19 protein-coding genes are annotated in these 20,212 nt (G+C 67.6%); 13 read left to right on the top strand and 6 right to left on the bottom strand.

Annotation, left to right across the window (positions count from 1 at the left end; all coding sequences use genetic code 11):
- Window positions 1-80: 80 nt before the first annotated feature.
- Complete coding sequence (locus IAG39_RS20005; RefSeq protein ID WP_118933751.1) at window positions 81-791, top strand: Crp/Fnr family transcriptional regulator; 711 nt, start codon at window positions 81-83, stop codon at window positions 789-791.
- 10 nt (window positions 792-801) lie between these two features.
- On the opposite strand, the gene IAG39_RS20000 is transcribed toward IAG39_RS20005, so the two are convergent.
- Together IAG39_RS20000 and IAG39_RS19995 are read right to left on the bottom strand one after the other, a co-directional pair.
- The gene (locus IAG39_RS20000) at window positions 802-1,506 is read right to left on the bottom strand and encodes an aspartate/glutamate racemase family protein (RefSeq protein ID WP_118933752.1); all 705 of its coding nucleotides are present in this window, start codon (window positions 1,504-1,506) and stop codon (window positions 802-804) included.
- Window positions 1,503-1,961: a MarR family winged helix-turn-helix transcriptional regulator gene (locus IAG39_RS19995; protein WP_059380276.1), complete on the bottom strand. Its 459-nt coding sequence runs from the start codon at window positions 1,959-1,961 to the stop codon at window positions 1,503-1,505. The genes IAG39_RS20000 and IAG39_RS19995 overlap by 4 nt, the downstream gene beginning before the upstream one ends.
- Window positions 1,962-2,200: 239 nt before the next feature.
- Between IAG39_RS19995 and IAG39_RS19990 the strand changes: the two genes are divergently transcribed.
- Window positions 2,201-4,486, top strand: a complete 2,286-nt coding sequence (locus tag IAG39_RS19990; protein ID WP_059380275.1) for a nitric-oxide reductase large subunit — start codon at window positions 2,201-2,203, stop codon at window positions 4,484-4,486.
- A gap of 105 nt (window positions 4,487-4,591) precedes the next feature.
- Window positions 4,592-5,467: a formylglycine-generating enzyme family protein gene (locus IAG39_RS19985; RefSeq protein ID WP_118933753.1), complete on the top strand. Its 876-nt coding sequence runs from the start codon at window positions 4,592-4,594 to the stop codon at window positions 5,465-5,467.
- A gap of 17 nt (window positions 5,468-5,484) precedes the next feature.
- On the opposite strand, the gene IAG39_RS19980 is transcribed toward IAG39_RS19985, so the two are convergent.
- Window positions 5,485-6,309, bottom strand: coding sequence for a Crp/Fnr family transcriptional regulator (locus IAG39_RS19980; protein ID WP_118933754.1), 825 nt, complete (start codon window positions 6,307-6,309; stop codon window positions 5,485-5,487).
- A gap of 156 nt (window positions 6,310-6,465) precedes the next feature.
- Here IAG39_RS19980 and nirK point away from each other — a divergent pair, with 156 nt between their 5' ends.
- The 3 genes from nirK (at window position 6,466) to aceE (ending at window position 10,780) form a co-directional block, all read left to right on the top strand.
- Window positions 6,466-7,548 carry a copper-containing nitrite reductase gene (nirK, locus tag IAG39_RS19975; RefSeq protein ID WP_059380265.1) on the top strand — a complete coding sequence of 361 codons (1,083 nt, stop codon included), beginning with the start codon at window positions 6,466-6,468 and terminating at the stop codon, window positions 7,546-7,548.
- 82 nt (window positions 7,549-7,630) lie between these two features.
- Window positions 7,631-7,957, top strand: a complete 327-nt coding sequence (locus IAG39_RS19970) for a c-type cytochrome (RefSeq protein WP_059380264.1) — start codon at window positions 7,631-7,633, stop codon at window positions 7,955-7,957.
- Between the two features lie 159 nt (window positions 7,958-8,116).
- Complete coding sequence (aceE, locus tag IAG39_RS19965) at window positions 8,117-10,780, top strand: pyruvate dehydrogenase (acetyl-transferring), homodimeric type (protein ID WP_118933755.1); 2,664 nt, start codon at window positions 8,117-8,119, stop codon at window positions 10,778-10,780.
- Window positions 10,781-10,787: 7 nt separating this feature from the next.
- On the opposite strand, the gene IAG39_RS19960 is transcribed toward aceE, so the two are convergent.
- Window positions 10,788-11,411, bottom strand: a complete 624-nt coding sequence (locus IAG39_RS19960) for a LysE family translocator (protein ID WP_059380262.1) — start codon at window positions 11,409-11,411, stop codon at window positions 10,788-10,790.
- A gap of 171 nt (window positions 11,412-11,582) precedes the next feature.
- On the opposite strand from IAG39_RS19960, the gene gorA reads away from it, so the two are divergent.
- Entirely contained in the window at window positions 11,583-12,941 is a 1,359-nt protein-coding gene (gene gorA / locus IAG39_RS19955; protein WP_118933756.1) for a glutathione-disulfide reductase, read from the top strand.
- A 6-nt stretch (window positions 12,942-12,947) separates the two neighbouring features.
- Here the strand turns inward: gorA and IAG39_RS19950 are convergent, their stop codons facing one another.
- Window positions 12,948-13,763 carry a DUF72 domain-containing protein gene (locus IAG39_RS19950; protein ID WP_118933757.1) on the bottom strand — a complete coding sequence of 272 codons (816 nt, stop codon included), beginning with the start codon at window positions 13,761-13,763 and terminating at the stop codon, window positions 12,948-12,950.
- Window positions 13,764-13,914: 151 nt separating this feature from the next.
- Between IAG39_RS19950 and IAG39_RS19945 the strand changes: the two genes are divergently transcribed.
- Both IAG39_RS19945 and IAG39_RS19940 read left to right on the top strand, forming a co-directional pair.
- A complete protein-coding gene (locus IAG39_RS19945) occupies window positions 13,915-14,547 on the top strand; it encodes a LysE family translocator (RefSeq protein ID WP_059380273.1) in 633 nt (210 codons plus the stop codon).
- Window positions 14,547-14,843: a hypothetical protein gene (locus IAG39_RS19940; RefSeq protein ID WP_059380259.1), complete on the top strand. Its 297-nt coding sequence runs from the start codon at window positions 14,547-14,549 to the stop codon at window positions 14,841-14,843. The genes IAG39_RS19945 and IAG39_RS19940 overlap by 1 nt, the downstream gene beginning before the upstream one ends.
- Here IAG39_RS19940 and IAG39_RS19935 read toward each other — a convergent pair.
- Window positions 14,814-15,776: a LysR family transcriptional regulator gene (locus IAG39_RS19935; protein ID WP_223124322.1), complete on the bottom strand. Its 963-nt coding sequence runs from the start codon at window positions 15,774-15,776 to the stop codon at window positions 14,814-14,816. The genes IAG39_RS19940 and IAG39_RS19935 overlap by 30 nt on opposite strands.
- A 97-nt stretch (window positions 15,777-15,873) precedes the next feature.
- On the opposite strand from IAG39_RS19935, the gene IAG39_RS19930 reads away from it, so the two are divergent.
- Genes IAG39_RS19930 through IAG39_RS19915 form a run of 4 tightly spaced genes read left to right on the top strand, consistent with a single transcriptional unit; the run spans window position 15,874 to window position 20,211 of the window.
- A complete protein-coding gene (locus tag IAG39_RS19930) occupies window positions 15,874-16,851 on the top strand; it encodes a Bug family tripartite tricarboxylate transporter substrate binding protein (protein ID WP_118933758.1) in 978 nt (325 codons plus the stop codon).
- 14 nt (window positions 16,852-16,865) lie between these two features.
- Complete coding sequence (locus tag IAG39_RS19925; protein ID WP_118933759.1) at window positions 16,866-18,122, top strand: CaiB/BaiF CoA transferase family protein; 1,257 nt, start codon at window positions 16,866-16,868, stop codon at window positions 18,120-18,122.
- 23 nt (window positions 18,123-18,145) lie between these two features.
- A complete protein-coding gene (locus tag IAG39_RS19920; RefSeq protein ID WP_118933760.1) occupies window positions 18,146-19,048 on the top strand; it encodes an SDR family NAD(P)-dependent oxidoreductase in 903 nt (300 codons plus the stop codon).
- Window positions 19,027-20,211 (top strand): acetyl-CoA C-acyltransferase family protein, encoded by a 1,185-nt coding sequence (locus IAG39_RS19915; RefSeq protein ID WP_118933761.1) that lies wholly within the window; start codon window positions 19,027-19,029, stop codon window positions 20,209-20,211. The genes IAG39_RS19920 and IAG39_RS19915 overlap by 22 nt, the downstream gene beginning before the upstream one ends.
- Window position 20,212: the final 1 nt, after the last annotated feature.

The following is a 20,212-nucleotide window of genomic DNA, read 5'->3' as shown; positions in this document are numbered from 1 at the left end:
GCCGCCGAAAATACTGTCTGTCACCTGCATGACAGACGGCCGGCCGACCTGGCTTCCCCAAGTTTTACACAGTTATTCCCATGTCCGACGTTTCAAACATCGTTTCCGCCGAGGAACTGGCCGGCCTGTTCGAGGCTTGCGCCTGGTTCGACGCGCTGGAGGCCCGCCACCAGGACCTGGTGCTGGCGACCGCGCGCGCCGAACACGTGGCCAACGGCGCCTGGATCGCGCGGCGCAATGCGCCCTCGGACTTTTGGCTGGGCGTGCATACGGGTCTTTTGAAGCTGGCGATCTACAACGAGTCGGGCCGCAGCTGCACCCTGTCGGGCGTGCCGCCGGGCGGCTGGTTCGGCGAAGGCAGCGTCATCAAGCGCGAACTGCGCAAGTACGACGTGGTGGCGATCCAGCCGTCGCTGGTGTTGCAGGTGCCTACGGCCACCTTCCATGCGCTGCTATCGGCCAGCCTGCCTTTTTCGCATTTCGTCATCGGCCAGTTGAACAACCGCATGGGCGAGTTCATCGCTTCCATCCAGAACCACCGTTTGCTGGATGCGGACGCGCGCGTGGCGCAGTCGCTGGCGCAGCTGTTCAATCCGCAGCTGTATCCGTCCACCGATCTGACGCTGGCGATCTCGCAGGAAGAACTAGGCTATCTGACGGGCCTGTCGCGCCAGCGCGTCAATCAGGCGCTGCAGGTGCTGGCGGACCAGGGCATGCTGGCGCTGGCCTACAACCAGATCAAGGTGCTGGATCTGGAGCGTCTGCGCCAATTCGGCCTGGACCAGATCTGAAGACGCCGGATCAGGCGCCGCGCAAGGCGCGGCTGAGCGCGGCGCGCGCCAGAATGCGGGTCGAATCCAGCGTGGGCAGGGCGGAATTGCCGTCGTTCAGCACCAGCGGCAACTCGGTGCAGCCCAGTACCACGGCATCGCAGCCAGCCTCGCGCAGGCGCTCGATCACGGCTTGCAGCCGGGCCACGGATTCGGGCTTGAACACGCCGTACACCAGCTCGTCCATGATGACGCGGGCCAGCGTGTCGCGGTCTGGTTCCGCCGGCCGCAGCCATTGCAGGCCGCGCGCTTCCAGCTTGTCCGGATAGACGGTGCTGTCCACCAGCCAGCGCGTGCCCAGGATGCCGATGCGGCGCAAACCGCGCGCCTGGGCCTCGGCCGCGACTTCCTCGGCGATGTGCAGCCAGGGCAGGGGCGACTGCGGCAGCACATGGCCCAGCGCCTGGTGGATGGTGTTGTCCGGGCAGATCAGGAAATCCGCGCCCGCGCGCGCCAGCTTGCCCGCCGAGGACTGCATCAACGCGCCCACGCCGGCCAGGTCGGCGCGGTCCAGGCAGGCGACGTAATCCGCCAGCGAATGCGTGTGCAGCGAAATCTCCGGATGCGCGTGCGGGCCCAGGCGTTGGGCGCCTTCCGCGCACAGCGTGCGGTAGCAAAGCGCGGCGCCTTCCGCCGAGCAGGCGACGATGCCGATATGCAGGGGCGTGGCGTTCATTCAGCAGACTCCTTGCTGGAGGCGCGCACGTGGCGCGCAATGTCCAGGAAGCTTGCCGCCATGGCGTCCTGCTGCGCCTGCGGCAGCCGCGACAGGAACAGTTCGTCGACGGCGGGGCCGTAGACCTTCCACATCTCGCGGCGCAGCGCGCGCCCCTTGGGCGTGAGGCGGGCGTAGGTGGCGCGGCGGTCCTCGTCCGAACGGAAGCGTTCGACCAGGCCGTCGGCCTCGATGCGGTCCATCAGGCGCGTCAGGTTGTAGCGCGCGATCACCATGCGCTCGGCGATCTCGAACATCCTGGCCGTGCCGTCAGGCGCGCGCTCCAGCGCCCATAAGGCGTCATACCAGGCCAGCGGCGGCAGGCCGGCGGCTGACAGGCGCTTTTCGATTTCTTCCACCACCAGCGCATGCGCGGTCAGGAAGAGGCTCCACGCATCGGGCTTGCCCCTGGCCATGCGGTCGGTTCCTTTGAAAGAGGTGGGAATGCAGCGGGGATTGTAAGAGGCGGGCGCCTGGCGCGACGCCGGCATTTCGTGGTCCAAACAACCCTTTATTGGTGATTTATACCCTGGCCGGCAATGGTGAAAAAGACCGGGTGAATCGCAATACCCTGATTTTCATGGGATTTTTCCTGGCACGAAATTCGCATATGGGTACGTACCCCAAAACCGCAACACTGGAGGGCGTTCCCATCATGGGTCCGTATCGGAAATTATGGTTCACCTTGATCGCCGTATTGGCGGTCACGTTCGCATTGCTGGGTTTCTACGGCGGCGAGGTCTATCGCCAGGCGCCGCCGATTCCCGGGCAGGTCGTGACGACCGACGGCAAACCGCTGTTCGGCCGCGACGACATCCTGGACGGCCAGACCGCCTGGCAATCGGTCGGCGGCATGCAGCTGGGATCGGTCTGGGGACACGGCGCCTACCAGGCGCCCGACTGGACGGCCGACTGGCTGCATCGCGAACTGACGGCCTGGCTGGACCTGGCCGCGCGCGAGCAGCACGGCCGGGACTATGCGCAGCTGGACGCGGGCGCCCAGGCCGCGCTGCGCGCGGAACTGAAGGCCGAGTACCGCGCCAACCGCAGCGACGCCGCCACCGACACGCTGGCGGTGAGCCCGCGGCGCGCGCGCGCCATGGCGCAGACGGCGGCCTACTACGACCAGCTGTTCTCCGACGCGCCCGCGTTGCATCGCAGCCGCGAGAATTTCGCGATGAAGGAAAACACGCTGCCCGACGCCGCGCGCCGCACCCAGCTCACGCATTTCTTCTTCTGGACAGCGTGGGCCGCGGCCACCGAGCGCGAAGGCAAGGCGGTCACCTATACCAACAACTGGCCGCATGAGCCGCTGATCGACAACGTGCCCAGCGCCGAGAACGTCATGTGGTCCATCCTCAGCGTGGTGGTGCTGCTGGCCGGCATCGGCTTCCTGGTCTGGGCCTGGGCCTTCCTGCGCGGCAAGGAAGACGACGAGCCGCTGGCGCCGGCCAAGGATCCGCTGACCACCTTCGCCCTGACGCCGTCGCAGCGCGCCCTGGGCAAGTACCTGTTCCTGGTGGTGGCGCTGTTCGGCTTCCAGGTGCTGCTGGGCGCCTTCACCGCGCACTACACCGTCGAAGGGCAGAAGTTCTACGGCATCGACCTGTCGCAATGGTTCCCGTATTCGCTGGTGCGCACCTGGCATATCCAGAGCGCGCTGTTCTGGATCGCCACGGGTTTCCTGGCCGCTGGTCTGTTTCTTGCGCCGTTGATCAATGGTGGGCGCGATCCCAAATTCCAGAAGCTCGGGGTCGACATCCTGTTCTGGGCGCTGGTGCTGGTGGTGGTCGGATCGTTCACCGGCAACTATCTCGCGATCGCGCAGATCATGCCGCCGGACCTGAACTTCTGGCTGGGTCACCAGGGCTATGAATACGTGGACCTGGGCCGCCTGTGGCAGATCGGCAAGTTCGCGGGCATCTGCTTCTGGCTGGTGCTGATGTTGCGCGGCATCGTGCCCGCGCTGCGCACGCCGGGCGGCGACAAGAACCTGCTGGCGTTGCTGACCGCTTCGGTGGGCGCCATCGGCCTGTTCTACGGCGCGGGCTTTTTCTACGGCGAGCGCACGCACCTGACGGTGATGGAGTACTGGCGCTGGTGGATCGTGCACCTGTGGGTGGAGGGCTTCTTCGAAGTCTTCGCAACCACGGCGCTGGCCTTCATCTTTTCGACCCTGGGCCTGGTGTCGCGCCGCATGGCCACCACCGCCAGCCTGGCCTCGGCCTCGCTCTTCATGCTGGGCGGCATACCCGGCACCTTCCATCACCTGTACTTCGCCGGCACCACCACGCCCGTGATGGCCATCGGCGCCAGCTTCTCGGCGCTGGAAGTGGTGCCGCTCATCGTGCTGGGGCATGAGGCCTGGGAGAACTGGCGCCTGAAGACCCGCGCGCCCTGGATGGAAAACCTGAAGTGGCCGCTGATGTGCTTCGTGGCCGTGGCCTTCTGGAACATGCTGGGCGCGGGCGTCTTCGGCTTCATGATCAACCCGCCCGTTTCGCTGTACTACATCCAGGGCCTGAACACGACGCCGGTGCACGCGCACGCGGCCCTGTTCGGCGTGTATGGCTTCCTGGCGCTGGGCTTCACCCTGCTGGTGCTGCGCTACATCCGTCCGCAGTATGCGCTGAGCCCCGGCTTGATGAAGCTGGCGTTCTGGGGCATGAACCTGGGCCTGGCGCTGATGATCTTCACCAGCTTGCTGCCGGTGGGGCTGATCCAGTTCCACGCCAGCGTCAGCGAGGGCATGTGGTACGCCCGCAGCGAAGGCTTCATGCAGCAGGAGCTGCTGCAGAACCTGCGTTGGGGCCGCACCTTCGGCGACGTGGTGTTCCTGCTGGGCGCGCTGGCCATCGTGATGCAGGTGATCCTGGGCCTCTTGAGCGGCAAGCCCGCGCTGGCCGAGCCGCGCCTGCAGGCCAAGGCGGCGCGCGGCTAGCGTCCCGTCCCGCGCAGGCGTGGCGCACGCTTGCGCGGCAGGACGCCAGGCAAGCGCCGGGCTCTTTGCTTCAGCGCAAAGAGCCCGGCCGCCGCAGCCGGTCCAATGGAATCCAGCCCGCGCCCGACCGGCGCGGGCATTCCGGAGCACCGCCGCATGCGCATCCTGCCGACCGTCATTGTTCTATTGCTGTTGACCGCTTGCGGGCCCCAGGACGGGGCCCGCTTGGCTTTGCCGGAAATCACGCGCCTGCCGCCGGGCGAGGTGAGCTACGTGCCGCCGGGCGAGGCGCTGCGCAACGGCTATCCCGCCACGCCCGCGCCCCGCAGCGCGCGCTACCCGGATGGCCTGGCCATCATGACGCGGCAGGTCAGCCAGGCCGACTACGCGGCCTGCGTGCGCGCCGGCGGCTGCAAGCCGCTGGACCCCGCACAGCGCCAGGCGGCTGCGCCCGACCTGCCGGCGGTGGGCATCAGCTGGACCGACGCGTCCGCCTATGCCGCCTGGCTGTCCGAGCGCACCGGCAGGCGCCTGCGCCTGCCCAGCTATGCGGAATGGGTCTACGCGGCGGGCGAAGCCTATCGCGAGGAAGCCTTGCCGGCCTTGCCTGGCGGCAGCGACCCCGCGCAGCGCTGGCTGGCGGAATACGAGCAGCAGAGCCGCCGCGGCGCGCAGGGCGACGCCACGGTGCGGACCTTTGGGGCCTACGGCCGCAATCGTGCCGGCCTGATGGACATGGCGGGCAGCGTGTGGGACTGGACTGACGATTGCCATGCGCGGCGCGTGCTGGACGGGCTGCGCGATGGCGCAAGCGTCACCGCTGCGCAGGAGCAGGAAAGCCGCAACTGCGGCATACGCGTCGCGGCGGGCAGGCACATCGCCTATCTGCCCGACTTCATCCGCGATCCCAAGGGCGGGGCGTGTTCGGTAGGTGTGCCGCCGGCGAACCTGGGTCTGCGGCTGGTGCTGGAACCCGGCTAGGCCGCGTTGCATGCGCGCTATGCGCCGGCCAGCTCGGCGCTCGCGTCGCAGGCCTCGTCCGCGGCCGGCGATCCCTGGCGGCAGGACAGGCAGGCCGAACAGTCCACGGCGGGCGCGGCGTGCTCGCCCAGGCGGGCCAGCGCGGCGGGCGAGCGCAGCACCACGCGCTTGCGTCCGGCCGAGACGATGCCGCGCTGCTTCCAGTCGCTGAGCAGCCGGCTGACCGTGTGCAGGGTGGTGCCGGTCATTTCGGCGATGTCCTGGCGGGTGATGGGAAAGCCGATGCCGATGCCGTCCTGCATGGGCTGGCCGGATTGCTGCACCAGCCTCAGGATGGCGCGCGCCACGCGCTGTTCGACTTCGTCGGTGGACAGTTCCTGGATGCGGACGTGGGCGTCCTGCAGGCGCTGCCCCATGGTCTGCAGCGCGGCCGCGCCCAGCTGGGGATGGCAGGCGATGAAGCGTTCCCAGGCCGCGGCCGGCCACGCCAGGCAGACGCTTTCCTGCACCGCCTGCACGGTGGCGGGATAGCAGGGCTGCCGCATGGCGCAGGCCAGCCCGAACAGGTCGCCGGGATGGACGTAGCGCACCACGACTTGTTCGCCCTCCGGCGTCAGCTGCGCCACCTTTAGACAGCCATGCAGCAGCACGAAAAAGTGCGCGGCCGCGGCGCCCTGGCGATAGGCCAATGCGCCGGCCTCCAGGCGGCAGGGCAGCGCGCCGCGCAGCGCGGCGTCCAGCTGCGCATCGGACAAGGGCCTGAACAGATCCAGGTTGCGGAGCAGGGCATGGCACAGGGGCGACGAGGCCGCAGGCCGCCCGGAAGCGTGTGGAGGGTCCATGCCCCGATGGTGACATCGCATCCGCGCAGCGGCAATGCGCGCCGGGCCGCGGGTTGGTTCGAAGTTTGCGCTACAGCAAAGAACGCGAGCGATGCCCGGCCTTCAATGGAACCGCCGACAGACTCGGCGTTGCAGAAACCCGAACAGGAGTTGCACATGAACGCTTTGCGCCCCACCTTGCTTGCCATGGCATTGATCGCAGCGATGGCGGGCGGCCCAGCCGCCGCCCAGAACGCCGATCAGCTGGAACGCGCCAAGGTTGCGCTGGTCGCCCCGCCCATGGTCCACCCGCATGAGCAGGTGGCCCGTTCGGGCCCCAAGGTGATCGAATTCACGATGACCATCGAAGAAAAGAAGATGGTCATCGATGACAAGGGCACGACCTTGCAGGCAATGACGTTCGACGGATCCATGCCCGGTCCTACCCTGGTGGTGCACGAAGGCGATTATGTCGAGCTGACCCTGGTCAATCCGGCCACCAACGCCATGCCGCACAACGTGGATTTCCATGCCGCCACCGGCGCGCTGGGCGGGGCCAAGCTCACCAACGTGAACCCGGGCGAGCAGGCCACGCTGCGCTTCAAGGCGGACCGCAGCGGCACCTTCGTCTACCACTGTGCGCCCGAAGGCATGGTGCCCTGGCACGTGGTGGCGGGCATGAGCGGCACGCTGATGGTGCTGCCGCGCGACGGCCTGAAGGATCCGCAGGGCAAGCCGCTGCGCTACGACCGCGCCTACACGATAGGCGAGTTCGACCTGTACATCCCCAAGGACGCGAACGGCAAGTACAAGGACTACGCGACCTTGGCGGAAAGCTATGGCGACACGGTCGAAGTCATGCGCACGCTGACGCCATCGCATATCGTCTTCAATGGCAAGGTCGGGGCCTTGACGGGGGCGAACGCGCTCACGGCCAAGGTCGGCGAGACGGTGCTGCTGATCCATTCGCAGGCCAATCGCGACACGCGCCCGCATCTGATCGGCGGCCATGGCGACTGGGTCTGGGAAACCGGCAAGTTCGCCAATCCGCCGCAAAAGGACCTGGAGACCTGGTTCATTCGCGGCGGCTCGGCGGGCGCCGCGCTCTACACCTTCAAGCAGCCCGGCGTGTACGCCTACCTGAACCACAACCTGATCGAGGCCTTCGAACTGGGCGCAGCCGGGCATATCAAGGTCGAGGGTAAATGGAATGACGACCTGATGAAGCAGATCAAGGCGCCGGGTCCGATCCCGCGCTGAGCGCTGCGGCAGGGCGCGCTCAGCGCGCCTTGCCCGTATCGGTCCGCCACGCCGTCACGCATTTTCCTTCCGGAGCCATTCCATGTCCTCGCTTTATCGAATCGCGTTCGCCGCCGCGCTGGCCAGCCTGCCCGTCCCGCAAGCGGGCGCCGAGTCGCTGGCCGCCATCAACCCTGCCGGAGAAAAACTCTACAAGTCCGCCTGTGTCGTGTGCCACGCCAGCGGGGTCGCCAACGCGCCCAGGCTGGGTGACAAGCAGGCCTGGTCGCCATTCATCGCGCAGGGAGCGGACGCGCTGTTGGCGACCGTGCTCAAAGGCAAGGGCGCGATGCCGCCGCGCGGCGGCTCATCGGCGGACGAGCCCACGCTCAGGGCCGCGGTGGAATTCATGATGGCCGCGTCCCGCTAGCCGCCGCGCGCGGCGGGCGGGCGGATTAATAGTTGCACTTGCAATTATTAAGAATCCTCCATGCGATTGCAATTGCACATGATGCAATTGCAATTCACGATGCGAAATGACGGCGGCCGTACACCGGGATGCCGCCTTCGCGCCCACCAGGAGGACGCCATGGACACCCCGATAGAACCGACCGACGCCGATCCGCAGGAAACCCAGGAATGGCTGGAGGCCATGCAGGCCGTGCTGGCCCACGAGGGCCGGCCACGCACCCACTATTTGCTGGACCAATTGATCGGCCAGGACCGCGCCGGCCACGGCGGCTACGCCGCGCCGAACGCCACGCCCTACGTGAACACCATCCGGCCGGCGGACCAGGGGCTGTTCCCGGGCGACATGGGCATCGAGCTGCGGCTGGACGCCTATCTGCGCTGGAACGCCATGGCCATGGTGCTGCGCGCGGGCAAGACCTCGGGCGTGGGCGGACACATCGCGACCTACGCCTCGGCCACGACCTTGTACGAAACCGGCTTTCGCCATTTCTTCCGCGCGGCCACGCCGGATTTTCTGGGCGACATGCTGTACATCCAGGGCCACTCCGCGCCCGGCATCTATGCGCGCGCCTATCTGGAAGGCCGCATTTCCGAGGAAGAACTCGATCGCTTCCGGCGCGAGACGGCCGGCGGCGGACTGGCGTCCTATCCGCATCCGCGCACCATGCCCGGGTTCTGGCAGTTCCCGACCGTGTCGATGGGCCTGGGGCCGCTGATGGCCGCCTACCAGGCGCGCTACATGCGCTACCTGGAAGACCGCGAGCTGATCCCCGCGCAGGGCCGCAAGGTATGGGGCTTTCTGGGCGACGGCGAACAGGACCAGCCGGAGACGCTGGCGGCGGTGGCGATGGCCGGGCGCGAAAAACTGGACAACCTGATCTTCGTGGTGAACTGCAACCTGCAGCGCCTGGACGGTCCGGTGCGCGGCAACGCCAAGATCATCCAGGAACTGGAAAGCGTGTACCGCGGCGCCGGCTGGAACGTCATCAAGGTGATCTGGGGAGCCGGCTGGGATGCGCTCTTGGCCCAGGACCACGACGGCCGCCTGCGCCGGCGCATGATGCAGTGCGTGGACGGCGAGTACCAGGTGTTCAAGGCGCGCGGCGGCGCCTACGTGCGCGAACATTTCTTCGGCGCGGACCCGGTGCTGCTGGAGCGCGTGGCGCACCTGAGCGATGAAGAGATCGGCGCGCTGAACCGTGGCGGCCACGATCCGGCCAAGATCTATGCCGCCTACGCCACGGCGCTGGCCCATCGCGGCCAGCCCACCGTCATCCTGGCCAAGACCGTCAAGGGCTATGGCATGGGCGCGGCGGGCGAGGCGGCCAACACCAACCACCAGCAGAAGAAGATGGCGGACCCGGCGGTGCGCGCCTTTCGCGACCGCTTCTCCATCCCGGTCCCCGACGATCTGCTGGAACAGATTCCCTACATCAAGCCCGCGCCCGGCAGCGCCGAACGTACCTATTTCGACGCCGCGATCGCGCGCGCGGGCGGCCATCTGCCGCGGCGGCCGGCCGGGCCCGGCCCGTTGGCCACGCCGCCGCTGGAGGCTTTCGCCGCGCACCTGAAGGGCAGCGACGGCCGCGAGTTCTCGACCACCATGGCCTTCGTGCGGGTGCTGGCGCAATTGCTCAAGGACCCGGCCATCGGCCAGCGCGTGGTGCCCATCGTGCCCGACGAGTCGCGCACCTTCGGCATGGACGGCATGTTCCGGCAGGTGGGCATTTATTCGCACGTGGGGCAGCTGTACACGCCGCAGGACGCCGACCAGCTGAGCGTCTACCGCGAAGACCGGCGCGGCCAGATCCTGCAGGAAGGCATCAACGAATCGGGCGCGATGGCCTCGTGGATCGCGGCCGCCACCGCACACAGCACGCACGGCGTGGCGACGATTCCGTTCTACATTTTCTATTCCATGTTCGGCTTCCAGCGCGTGGGCGACCTGGCCTGGGCGGCGGGCGACATCCGCGCGCGCGGCTTCCTGCTGGGCGCGACCTCCGGACGCACCACGCTGGAAGGCGAGGGCCTGCAGCATGACGACGGCCACAGCCACGTGCTGGCTTCGGTCATCCCCTCATGCGTGGCCTACGACCCGGCCTACGCCTACGAGATCGCGGTGATCGTGCAGGACGGCATGCGCCGCATGTACCAGGACGAAGAAGACGTCTTCTACTACTTGACGCTGATCAACGAGAAGACCGCGCATCCGCCCATGCCGCAAGGCGCCGAGGAAGGCATCCTGCGCGGCATGTACCGCCTGCGCGACGGCGGCGATGGCGCGTTGCGGGTGCAGTTGCTGGGCAGCGGCGCCATCCTGGGCGAAACGCTGGCGGCGGCCGATCTGCTGCGTCAGGACTTCGGCGTGGCGGCCGACGTCTGGAGCGTGACCAGCTATTCGGAACTGGGCCGCGACGGCCAGGAGGCAGAACGCTGGAGCCGCCTGCATCCGCTGGAGGACAGGCGCCGCGGCTACGCGGAAACGGTCCTGGCGGACAGCGAGGGGCCGGTGGTGGCGGCCACCGACTACATGAAGACGGTGGCCGAACAGATACGCCCGTTCATGCAGGACCGCCGTTACGTCACGCTGGGCACCGACGGCTTTGGCCGGTCCGACACGCGGACGGCCTTGCGCGCCTACTTCGAGGTGGACCGGCATCACATCGCGTTGGCGGCCCTGAAGGCGCTGGCGGACGACGGGCTGATGCCGCGCGACTGCGCGGCGGACGCCATCGCCCGCTACGGCATCGACCCGGAGGCCGTGTCCGCGGCGCGGCCCTAGGGGCAGGCTAGACGCGCCGCGCCAGCAAGGCCCAGATCCCGGCGGCGGACAGCAGGGCGCCGCCGCCCAGGTTGAAGCCGCGCTGCGCGCGGGGCGAGGCCAGCAGGCGCCGGGCCGACCCGGCAAAGATGGCGTAGGCCGTGGCATTGATGCCGGCGCAGGCGACGAAGGTGGCCGACAGGATCCAGAGCTGGCGCGTCACGTCGCCCGCCGGATCGATGAACTGCGGCAGGAAGGCCACGAAGAAGATGATGCCCTTGGGGTTAAGCGCCGTCACCAGATAGGTGTTGGCGAACAGTTTCCAGCGCGAGCCCGCGGCGCTGGCGGCGGGCAGCGTCGCCGGCGAGACGCCGGCGCGCAGCAGCTTGAAGCCCAGGTACAGCAAGTACAGGCCGCCCACGATCTTGACCGCCGTGAACCAGAACGCCGACGCCGCCAGCAGGGCGCCCAGGCCCAGCAGCGACAGCAACAGGGCGGTGGAGTCGCCCAGCGCCACCGCCAGCACCAGCGGCAGGCGGGCGCGCCGGCCTTGCGCGATGGAGTAGCTGATGACGGTGAGTATCGTGGGGCCGGGCAGCATCACGAGCAGGGCGGACGCGCCCAGGAAGGCCAGCCAGGTTTCAAGCGACATGGGATCTGCTCCAGGGGTGGGGCTGTGCGCGGCGGCCAGCCTGCGGGCCACTGTATAGCAATCGCGGCCGCCTGCAAACCGGGCGCGGCCGGGCGTCAGCGCCGGGTGGTGTTAAATACAGCTTTCCCGGACAGTGAACGCGGCGCCGCAAGGCGACGCGAAGGAAACACCATGGCATTCGATTTTGATCTGTTTGTGATCGGCGCGGGCTCCGGCGGCGTGCGCGCGGCGCGTTTCGCCGCGGGCTTCGGCGCGCGCGTGGCGGTGGCGGAAAGCCGCTACCTGGGCGGCACCTGCGTGAACGTGGGCTGCGTGCCCAAGAAACTGCTGGTCTATGGCGCGCATTACAGCGAGGACTTCGAGCAGGCCCGCGGTTTCGGCTGGAGCGCCGGCGAGCCCAGTTTCGACTGGCCCACGCTGATTGCGAACAAGAATCGGGAAATCGAGCGTCTTAACGGCATTTACCGCAATTTGCTGGTCAATAGCGGCGTGACCCTGCTGGAAGGCCACGCCCGCATCCTGGATCCGCACACGGTCGAGATCAACGGCAAATCCCATAGCGCCGCCCATATCCTGGTGGCGACCGGCGGCTGGCCCCAGGTGCCGGACATTCCGGGCAAGGAACACGCCACCACCTCGAACGAAGCCTTCTTCCTGAAGGAACTGCCGCGCCGCGTGCTGGTGGTGGGCGGCGGCTACATCGCCGTGGAATTCGCCTCCATTTTCAACGGCATGGGCGCGCAGACCACGCAGGTCTACCGCGGCCCGTTGTTCCTGCGCGGCTTCGACCAGGGCGTGCGCGAGCATCTGCGCGACGAACTGGTGAAAAAGGGCATCGACCTGCGCTTCAACTCGGAAGTGACGCGCATCGACAAGCAGGCCGACGGCACGCTGGCCGCCACCCTGAAGGACGGTTCCGTGGTCGAGGCCGATTGCGTGTTCTACGCCACCGGCCGCCGGCCCATGCTGGACAACCTGGGCCTGGAGAACACGGCGGTCAAGCTGGGCAAGGGCGGCTTCATCGAGGTGGACGACGAATACCGCACGGCCGAGCCTTCCATCCTGGCCATCGGTGACGTGATCGGCCGGGTGCCGCTGACGCCCGTGGCGCTGGCCGAAGGCATGGCGGTGGCGCGGCGCCTGTTCCGTCCCGAGGAATACCGCAAGGTCGACTACCAGCTGATCCCGACCGCCGTGTTCAGCCTGCCCAACATCGGCACGGTGGGCATGACGACGGAAGAGGCGCGCGCCGCGGGGCACGAGGTCAAGCTGTTCGAAAGCCGCTTCCGGCCCATGAAGCTGACGCTGACCGAGTCGCAGGAAAAGACGCTGATGAAGCTGATCGTGGACGCCAAGACCGACCGCGTGCTGGGCGTGCACATGGTCGGTCCGGACGCCGGCGAGATCGTGCAGGGCATCGCCATCGCGCTGAAGGCCGGCGCGACCAAGCAGGTGTTCGACGAGACCATCGGCATCCATCCCACGGCGGCCGAAGAGTTCGTGACCCTGCGCACCCCGGTCGCCCAATAGGGCGCGCTACAGGCGTTCGATCATGGCGCGCGCCGCCAGCGGCGCGAGTTCCTTGGCGCCATTGATGAAGAACGCGAAGACATTTCCCGGCCGCGCCGTCTTTTCCGGGGCGCCGGCGAGCGGCAGGTCGGCCGGGTGGCTGCCGCGGGCCCAGCCGCGCAGGCGGTCCGCCCAGGCGTCCAGCGCCTTGGGCGCGTAGCCCGCCTTGTAGGCGGTACTGGCGCGCATCAGCCGCGCATAGACGAAATCGGCGGTACGGTCGGCGATGGATGGGTAGTCCTCGCTATCCGTGTAGACGGTGGCTGCGCCGTGGCGCCGCGCCAGTTCCAGGTATTCCTCGCAGGCGAAGCTGGCATGGCGCACGTCCAGCACGTGGCGCAGCGGCAAGCCGTCCACCTTGTCTGGCAGCAGCGCGAGGAAGGCGGCGAAGTCGTCCGCATCGAACGCCTTGGTCGGCGCGAACTGCCAGACGATGGGCCCAAGCTTCGGACCCAGTTCGGCGATGCCGCTGTGCACGAAGCGGTGGATCGAGTCCTTGGCGCCCGCCAGTTCGCGGCGGTTGGTCGCGTAGCGCGAGGCCTTCAGCGAAAAGACGAAGCCTTCGGGCGTCTCATCGCGCCATTTGGCGAAGGTGGCCGGCTTCTGGGTGCTGTAGTAGGTGCCGTTGATCTCGATGGCGGTGAGCTGGCTGCTGGCGTATTCCAGTTCGCGCGCGTGCGGCAGGTTTTCGGGGTAGAAGAGGCCGCGCCAGGGGGCGTAGGTCCAGCCGCCGATACCGATGCGGATGGCGCCGTCTTTCGGATGAGGATGCGCTTGCGGCATGTCCGGCCCTCCAGGCGTGGGAACCGGACAACTGTATCGCCGGCGCCACTGGTCCGCAAACCGCTGCCGGAAGTTCGCTGTTCCGATACAGTTTTGCGCTAAGGTGTGGATTCACGTTTCCACTTTCCGCGCGGCCTCGCGCCGGCCCATCATGCCCGACCTTACCCATCTGATGACGTTCGCCCTGGTTGCCCTGGGCATGGTGCTCACGCCCGGGCCCAACATGATCTACCTGGTCTCCCGTTCCATCTCGCAGGGCGCGCAGGCGGGTCTGATTTCGCTGGGGGGCGTGGCGGTCGGCTTTGTCTTCTACGTGCTCTGCGCGGCCTTCGGCATCACGGCGCTGCTGATGGCGGTGCCTTACGCCTATGACGCGCTGCGCATCGGCGGCGCGCTGTACCTGCTGTACATGGCCTGGCAGGCCCTGCGCCCGGGCGGGCGTTCGCCGTTCCAGGTGCGCGAACTGCCCAAGAGCAGCCCGCGCACGCTGTTCACGATGGGGCTGGTGACCAATCTGCTCAACCCCAAGATCGCGATCATGTATGTGTCGTTGCTGCCGCAGTTCATCCAGCCCGAACGCGGCAGCGTGTTCACGCAGTCGCTGGCGCTGGGCATGACGCAGGTGGCCATCAGCCTGACGGTCAATGCGTTGATCGCCATCATGGCCGGTTCCATCGCCGGGTTCCTGGCGGGCCGCCCCTTGTGGATGGTGGTGCAGCGCTGGCTGATGGGCACGGTGCTGGCCGGGCTGGCGGTGCGCATGCTGATGGACAATCGCCGCTGATGCAGGCCGAAGACGGTTTCTTCGCTTCCCTGGGCGGCATGCTGGGCGAGGCGCTGCGCAGCGTCGTCGCGGGCTTGAAGTGGCTGCTGGGCGGCCTGGGCCATGCCTTCGGCGATTTCTACTCGGGGCTGGCCGGCGCAATGGGCATGAGCCCTTCGATCTTCAATTTCATCCTGCTGGTGCTGGGGCTGATGTGCCTGTGGGCCGCGGTCAAGGCGCTGCTGCGCCGTTCCATCATCGGCTTCCTGTTCTGGCTGGTCGTGGCGCTACTGCTGCTGGGCGGACTGGGCGCCTAGCGCCTCTCCCAGCGCTTCCCGCAAGAGGGCGATGCGGGGGTTGGCCGGTCCCTTCCGGGTTATCAAGGCCACCACGCTGGAAGGCGGTTCCGGAAGCACGCGTATCTGCCTGACCGCGCCTGCAAGCGCGACATCATGGCGAATGAGGGCCATGTCCGGCACGATGCCGATGCCCAGGCCGCTGGCGACGAACTGCACGCCGGTGGTGGGGCTGGTTGATTCCACCACGGGCAGCGGCGCGGGCAGACCGGCATGGATGAAGCAGTCTTCTATCAGCTTGCGGCCCATGGATCCTTCGGCCGGCATGATCCAGCGTTCCCGCGCCAGGCGAGTCCAGTCCACGCGCCGTGCGCGGACCAGCGGATGACTGGCCGCCGCGATCACCGCGAACTGCACTTCAAACAATTTGACGTACTGAAACGCGGCCGCCCCGGATTCCAGCATCTGCAGCGGGAAAGTGGAAATCAGCGCGTCGATTTCGCCCAGCTCCAGCGCGTGGAGCAGGGCGGGCACGCGCTCCTCCAGCAATTGCACGCGCATCGGCCTGGCATGGTTCACCAGCTTCTCGACCACGCCGCGCAGGTAGGTCTGCGCGAGGAAGGGAGGCGCGCCGATGCGGATCTTCGCTGCATAGCGATCGGCGGTCTGGGCGTCGGCGCGCAGATGTCCCAGCTCTTCAAGCAACAGCGCGGCGCCGCGCAGCACCACCTCTCCTTGCGCGGTCGGTTTCAGGCCGCGCGCGGTGCGCAGGAACAAGGCAAAGCCGAACGCGCTTTCGACTTCCGTCAGCGCCTTGCTGAGCGCGGGTTGCGTCAGATTGAGCGCCTGGCTCGCGGCCCGCAGGCTGCCCGTTCCCTGCACTACCTGCAGCATGCGCAGATGGCGGAAGCGCAGCTTGGATACCAGATGGTCGGGTTCGATGGCGCCGGTCATGGGTGGGTATAGAACTGAAAGTTATCGCTATATCAAAATATATCAATTTTTCGATTAACTGCGATCGCCTATCCTGCCCGCATAACAAGGAGACAACATGCAACGCCGTACTTTTTGCCTGGGCGCCCTCGGCGCCGGCATGATGTTCCGTGCCATGGCGAACGCCGCAGAGAGCTATCCGTCGCGGGCCGTGCGCGTCGTCGTTCCCTATGCCGCAGGCGGCGGGCCCGACATCATGGTGCGCCAATTCGGCCCGGTGCTCAGCGCCAGCATGGGTCAGCCGATCGTGGTGGAGAACAAGGTGGGCGCGGGCGGCGTGCTGGCCGCCCAATACGTGGCCCAGGCCGCGCCCGACGGCTACACCGTGCTGCTGGGATCCAACTCGCACCTGATCCAGAAAGCCCTGCAGCCCAGCCTGATGTTCGATCCCGAGCAGGACTTTCTGCCGGTGACGGTAATCGGCGCCTCGCCCAGCGTGCTGGTCGTGTCTGCCAAGTCGCCCTACCGCACGGCGCAAGATCTGATCGCCGCCCTGAAGGCGCAACCGGGCAAGATGAACTACGCCTCGGGCGGCATCGGCTCGGCCGCGCATCTGGGCGGCGCGACCTTCGTCACGCTGCTGGGCGCCGAAGCCACGCACGTTCCCTTCAAGGGGTCGGTGGAGATCCCGACCTCTCTGCTGCGCGGCGACACGGATTTCGCCTTCGCTATCGCCGGGACCGCCGTTCCGCAGGTGCAGGGCGGCCGGCTGCGCGCGCTGGCCGTGACCAGCCGCGAACCCATGGCGGAGCTTGCCGGCGTGCCCACGCTGCGGGAGATCCTGGGCAGCGATCTGGCGGTCCAGGAATTCTGGTTCGCCTTCTGGCTGCCGCGCAAATCGAGCGCCGAGGTGGTCGACAAGCTCTATGGCGCGACCACGGCTTCGCTCAAGGATCCGGGCGTGAAGAGCAATTTCGAGGCGGCCGGCGTCAGCGTGATGCATAGCGACAGCCCGCAAGCCGCCGCGTCGTTCGTGCGCGCCGAAGCCCGCAAATGGGCCGAAATCATCAAACTGACTGGCATCACCGCCGGCTGATCCGCAGGAAACTTATGGCCAAGCCTCTCGAAGGCGTACGCGTGCTCGACCTGTCGCACGTGATCGCCGGTCCTCTCGCTTCCTTCTATCTGGCGCAGCTGGGCGCCGAAGTCATCAAGGTCGAACCGCCGCTGGCGGGCGAAGTCCTGCGTTCGATGAAGAACGGCGTCGACACCGACACGCCCACCGGCTTCGCGGCCATCAACGCCGGCAAGCAATCGCTGGCGCTGGACATCCGGACCCGGCAGGGGGCGGACTTGCTGCGCTCGCTGGCCGCCTCGGCCGATGTGTTCATCGAAAACTTCAGGCCTGGCGTGGTGGCGCGTTACGGGCTGGATTACGCCTCGATCAAGGCGGTCAAGCCCGACATCGTGTACTGCTCCATCTCGGGCTTCGGCCAGCAAGGGGCCTGGTCGCAGCGCGGCGCTTACGACCATGTGGTCCAGGCGATGACCGGCATGATGATGATGTCGGGCGAGGGTGACGACGCGCCGCCGCTGAAAGTGGGTTTCCCGGTGATCGACGTGGCGGTGGGCATGCTGGGCGCGTTGTCCATCGTGTCGGCGCTGCACCGCAGGTTGCGCGAAGGCGCCGGCCAGTACATCGACGCGTCCATGGTCCAGGCCTCGCTGGCGCTGATGTACACCAATACCTGCGCCTACCTGAGCGACGGCACGCCGACGCGCAGGGTCGGCAATCGGGGCTACACCGGCAGTCCCGCCGCCGACACCTACCGCTGCGCCGACGGCTGGCTGGCGGTGGCCGCGAACACGCCGGAACAATTCCGCAAGCTGACCGCCGCCATTGGGGTGGAAGCACTGTGCGGCGACGCCAAGGCGCTGGATCTGGAAGCCTTCAACCTGCCCAACGGATTCGTGGTGCCGAACGACCGCGAGTACGTGGTGCAACAGTTGAGAGCCGCATTTTCGACCCGCAGCGCCGCGCAGCTCGAGGACCTGCTCAGCCAGGCCGGCGTGCCCGCGGCCAAGGTGAGAAAGCTCGAGGAGTTCCTCGACGAGGCGGACGTCACCGGCTGCGTGAGCCTGCCTGATCATCGTTTTCACCAGGGTGGACGCGAACTGCGCACGCATGGGCTAGGCTTTGCCTTCGAGCAGGACGGCGGTCCGACCAAGGCAGGTGCTCCCGCGCTGGGCGAGGGTACGCGCGAGGTGCTCAGGCGAGTGGGCCTGGACGACGCCGCGATTGCCGAGCTCGAGCGCGCCGGCGTCCTGAGGACCCAGGCCGACACCGCGCTTCCCCTGATCCCCTGAACAACCATTCATCCGGAGACTCTATGACTCAACTTTTGCAAGGCCGCGTCGCCATCGTGACCGGAGCCGGGCGTGGATTGGGCCGCTCGCATGCGCTGGAGCTTGCGCAGCACGGCGCCCTGGTGCTGGTCAACGACATGGGCGCGGACCAGCCGGACGCGCCGGCCCAGGCCGTGGTGGACGCGATCCGCGCGGCAGGCGGGGATGCCATGGCGCATGGCGCCGACGTGACCCAGCCGCAGCAGGTCGAGGCGATGGTGCAGGCGGCCATCGCAAAATGGGGGCGCGTCGACATCCTGGTCAACAACGCGGGCATCCTGCGCGACAAGACCTTTGCCAAGATGAGCCTGGAGGACTTCCGGCTCGTGATGGAAGTCCATCTGATGGGCGCGGTGCATTGCACCCAGGCGGTGTGGAACGCCATGCGCGAACAGAACTACGGCCGCATCGTCATGACCACGTCGTCCTCCGGGCTTTACGGCAACTTCGGCCAGGCCAATTACGGCGTGGCGAAGATGGCGCTGGTCGGCCTGATGCAGACCCTGGCCCTTGAAGGGGAACGCTACGGCGTGCGCGTGAACTGCCTGGCGCCGACGGCTGCCACGGCCATGACCGAAGGCCTGCTCGACGAGCAGGCGCTGGCCTTGTTGACGCCGGGCTCGGTCAGTCCCGCCCTGGTTGCCCTGGTGACGGAAAACGCGCCGACCCGGACCATCCTGATGGCGGGCGCGGGCAGTTTCGAGCAGGCCCACATCACCATGACCCGCGGTATCCACCTGAACGGCGCGGACTTGTCCGCCCAGGCACTGATCGACCGCCTGGACGAGGTTTCCGACCGCGCGCAAGAAACCGTTCCCGCCACTGGTTTCGACCAGTTGCGCCACGAGATCGCCAAGGCCCAGGCATGCGAAACCGAGAAGTTGTAGTCCTGTCGGGCGTGCGCACGGCCATCGGCAGTTTCGGCAAGAGCTTGAAGGACGTCCCGCCCACGGCGCTGGCCGCCGAGGTGCTGAAGGCCGCCGTGGCGCGCGCAGGCCTTGCGCCTGCGCAGGTCGAGCACGTCTGCTTCGGCCAGGTCATCACCACCGAAGCGCGTGACCTGTACCTGTCCCGGGTGGCGGCGATCGAGGCCGGTTGCGCCGACGGCACGCCGGCATTCAACGTCAACCGCTTGTGCGGTTCGGGATTGCAGGCGGTCGTTTCCGCGGCGCAATCCATCCTGCTTGGTGACTGCAAGGTCGCGGTGGCGGGCGGCGCCGAGAGCATGTCGCGCGCGCCGTACGCCACATCGGCGCTGCGTTTTGGCGCGCGCATGGGCGATGCGCCGATGACCGATATGCTGCTGGGCGCCTTGCATGATCCGTTCCACCGCATCCACATGGGCGTCACGGCGGAAAACGTCGCCAGGCGCTACGGCATTACGCGGGACGCGCAGGATGCGCTGGCGCTGGAGAGCCACCGCCGCGCCGCGCGCGCCACGGCCGAAGGCCGCTTCGACGCGCAGCTCGTGGCCATCACGACACCCGGCCGCAAGCCCGTCGTGTTCGCGCGAGACGAGCACGTCCGCGCCGATATCGCGCCGTCGGAGCTTGCCGCCCTCAGACCCGTATTTTCTTCCGACGATGGCACGGTCACGGCGGGCAACTCGTCCGGCATCAATGACGGCGCGGCCGCGCTGGTGCTGATGGAACGTTCTGAGGCGCTGGCCCGTGGCGCGCGTCCCATGGCCCGCCTGCTTGCCTATGCCCATGCCGGCGTGGACCCGCGCTACATGGGCATGGGCCCGGTTCCCGCCGTGCGCTGCGCCCTGGCCAAAGCGGGCTTGTCCGCCGCCGATATGGATGTGATCGAGTCCAACGAGGCCTTCGCGGCGCAGGCCTGCGCGGTGGCGCGCGAACTGGATCTGGATCCGGCCAAGGTCAATCCCAACGGGTCGGGCATCGCGTTGGGGCATCCGGTGGGCGCCACGGGCGCGATTATCGCGGTCAAGGCCTTGCACGAACTCGAGCGCATTGGCGGACGGTATGCGCTGGTCACCATGTGCATAGGCGGCGGGCAGGGCATCGCCGCAATTTTCGAACGCATCTGAA

Source organism: Achromobacter xylosoxidans (genome assembly GCF_014490035.1).
GTDB classification, from domain to species: domain Bacteria; phylum Pseudomonadota; class Gammaproteobacteria; order Burkholderiales; family Burkholderiaceae_B; genus Achromobacter; species Achromobacter bronchisepticus_A.
This window is presented reverse-complemented; position numbering and strand designations above follow the sequence as displayed.

Coding starts and splice junctions, on each gene's coding strand:
- IAG39_RS20005 (WP_118933751.1), top strand. CDS start 81: ATGTCCGACGTTTCAAACATCGTTTCCGCCGAGGAACTGGCCGGCCTG.
- IAG39_RS20000 (WP_118933752.1), bottom strand. CDS start 1,506: ATGAACGCCACGCCCCTGCATATCGGCATCGTCGCCTGCTCGGCGGAA.
- IAG39_RS19995 (WP_059380276.1), bottom strand. CDS start 1,961: ATGGCCAGGGGCAAGCCCGATGCGTGGAGCCTCTTCCTGACCGCGCAT.
- IAG39_RS19990 (WP_059380275.1), top strand. CDS start 2,201: ATGGGTCCGTATCGGAAATTATGGTTCACCTTGATCGCCGTATTGGCG.
- IAG39_RS19985 (WP_118933753.1), top strand. CDS start 4,592: ATGGAATCCAGCCCGCGCCCGACCGGCGCGGGCATTCCGGAGCACCGC.
- IAG39_RS19980 (WP_118933754.1), bottom strand. CDS start 6,309: ATGGACCCTCCACACGCTTCCGGGCGGCCTGCGGCCTCGTCGCCCCTG.
- nirK (WP_059380265.1), top strand. CDS start 6,466: ATGAACGCTTTGCGCCCCACCTTGCTTGCCATGGCATTGATCGCAGCG.
- IAG39_RS19970 (WP_059380264.1), top strand. CDS start 7,631: ATGTCCTCGCTTTATCGAATCGCGTTCGCCGCCGCGCTGGCCAGCCTG.
- aceE (WP_118933755.1), top strand. CDS start 8,117: ATGGACACCCCGATAGAACCGACCGACGCCGATCCGCAGGAAACCCAG.
- IAG39_RS19960 (WP_059380262.1), bottom strand. CDS start 11,411: ATGTCGCTTGAAACCTGGCTGGCCTTCCTGGGCGCGTCCGCCCTGCTC.
- gorA (WP_118933756.1), top strand. CDS start 11,583: ATGGCATTCGATTTTGATCTGTTTGTGATCGGCGCGGGCTCCGGCGGC.
- IAG39_RS19950 (WP_118933757.1), bottom strand. CDS start 13,763: ATGCCGCAAGCGCATCCTCATCCGAAAGACGGCGCCATCCGCATCGGT.
- IAG39_RS19945 (WP_059380273.1), top strand. CDS start 13,915: ATGCCCGACCTTACCCATCTGATGACGTTCGCCCTGGTTGCCCTGGGC.
- IAG39_RS19940 (WP_059380259.1), top strand. CDS start 14,547: ATGCAGGCCGAAGACGGTTTCTTCGCTTCCCTGGGCGGCATGCTGGGC.
- IAG39_RS19935 (WP_223124322.1), bottom strand. CDS start 15,776: ATGACCGGCGCCATCGAACCCGACCATCTGGTATCCAAGCTGCGCTTC.
- IAG39_RS19930 (WP_118933758.1), top strand. CDS start 15,874: ATGCAACGCCGTACTTTTTGCCTGGGCGCCCTCGGCGCCGGCATGATG.
- IAG39_RS19925 (WP_118933759.1), top strand. CDS start 16,866: ATGGCCAAGCCTCTCGAAGGCGTACGCGTGCTCGACCTGTCGCACGTG.
- IAG39_RS19920 (WP_118933760.1), top strand. CDS start 18,146: ATGACTCAACTTTTGCAAGGCCGCGTCGCCATCGTGACCGGAGCCGGG.
- IAG39_RS19915 (WP_118933761.1), top strand. CDS start 19,027: ATGCGAAACCGAGAAGTTGTAGTCCTGTCGGGCGTGCGCACGGCCATC.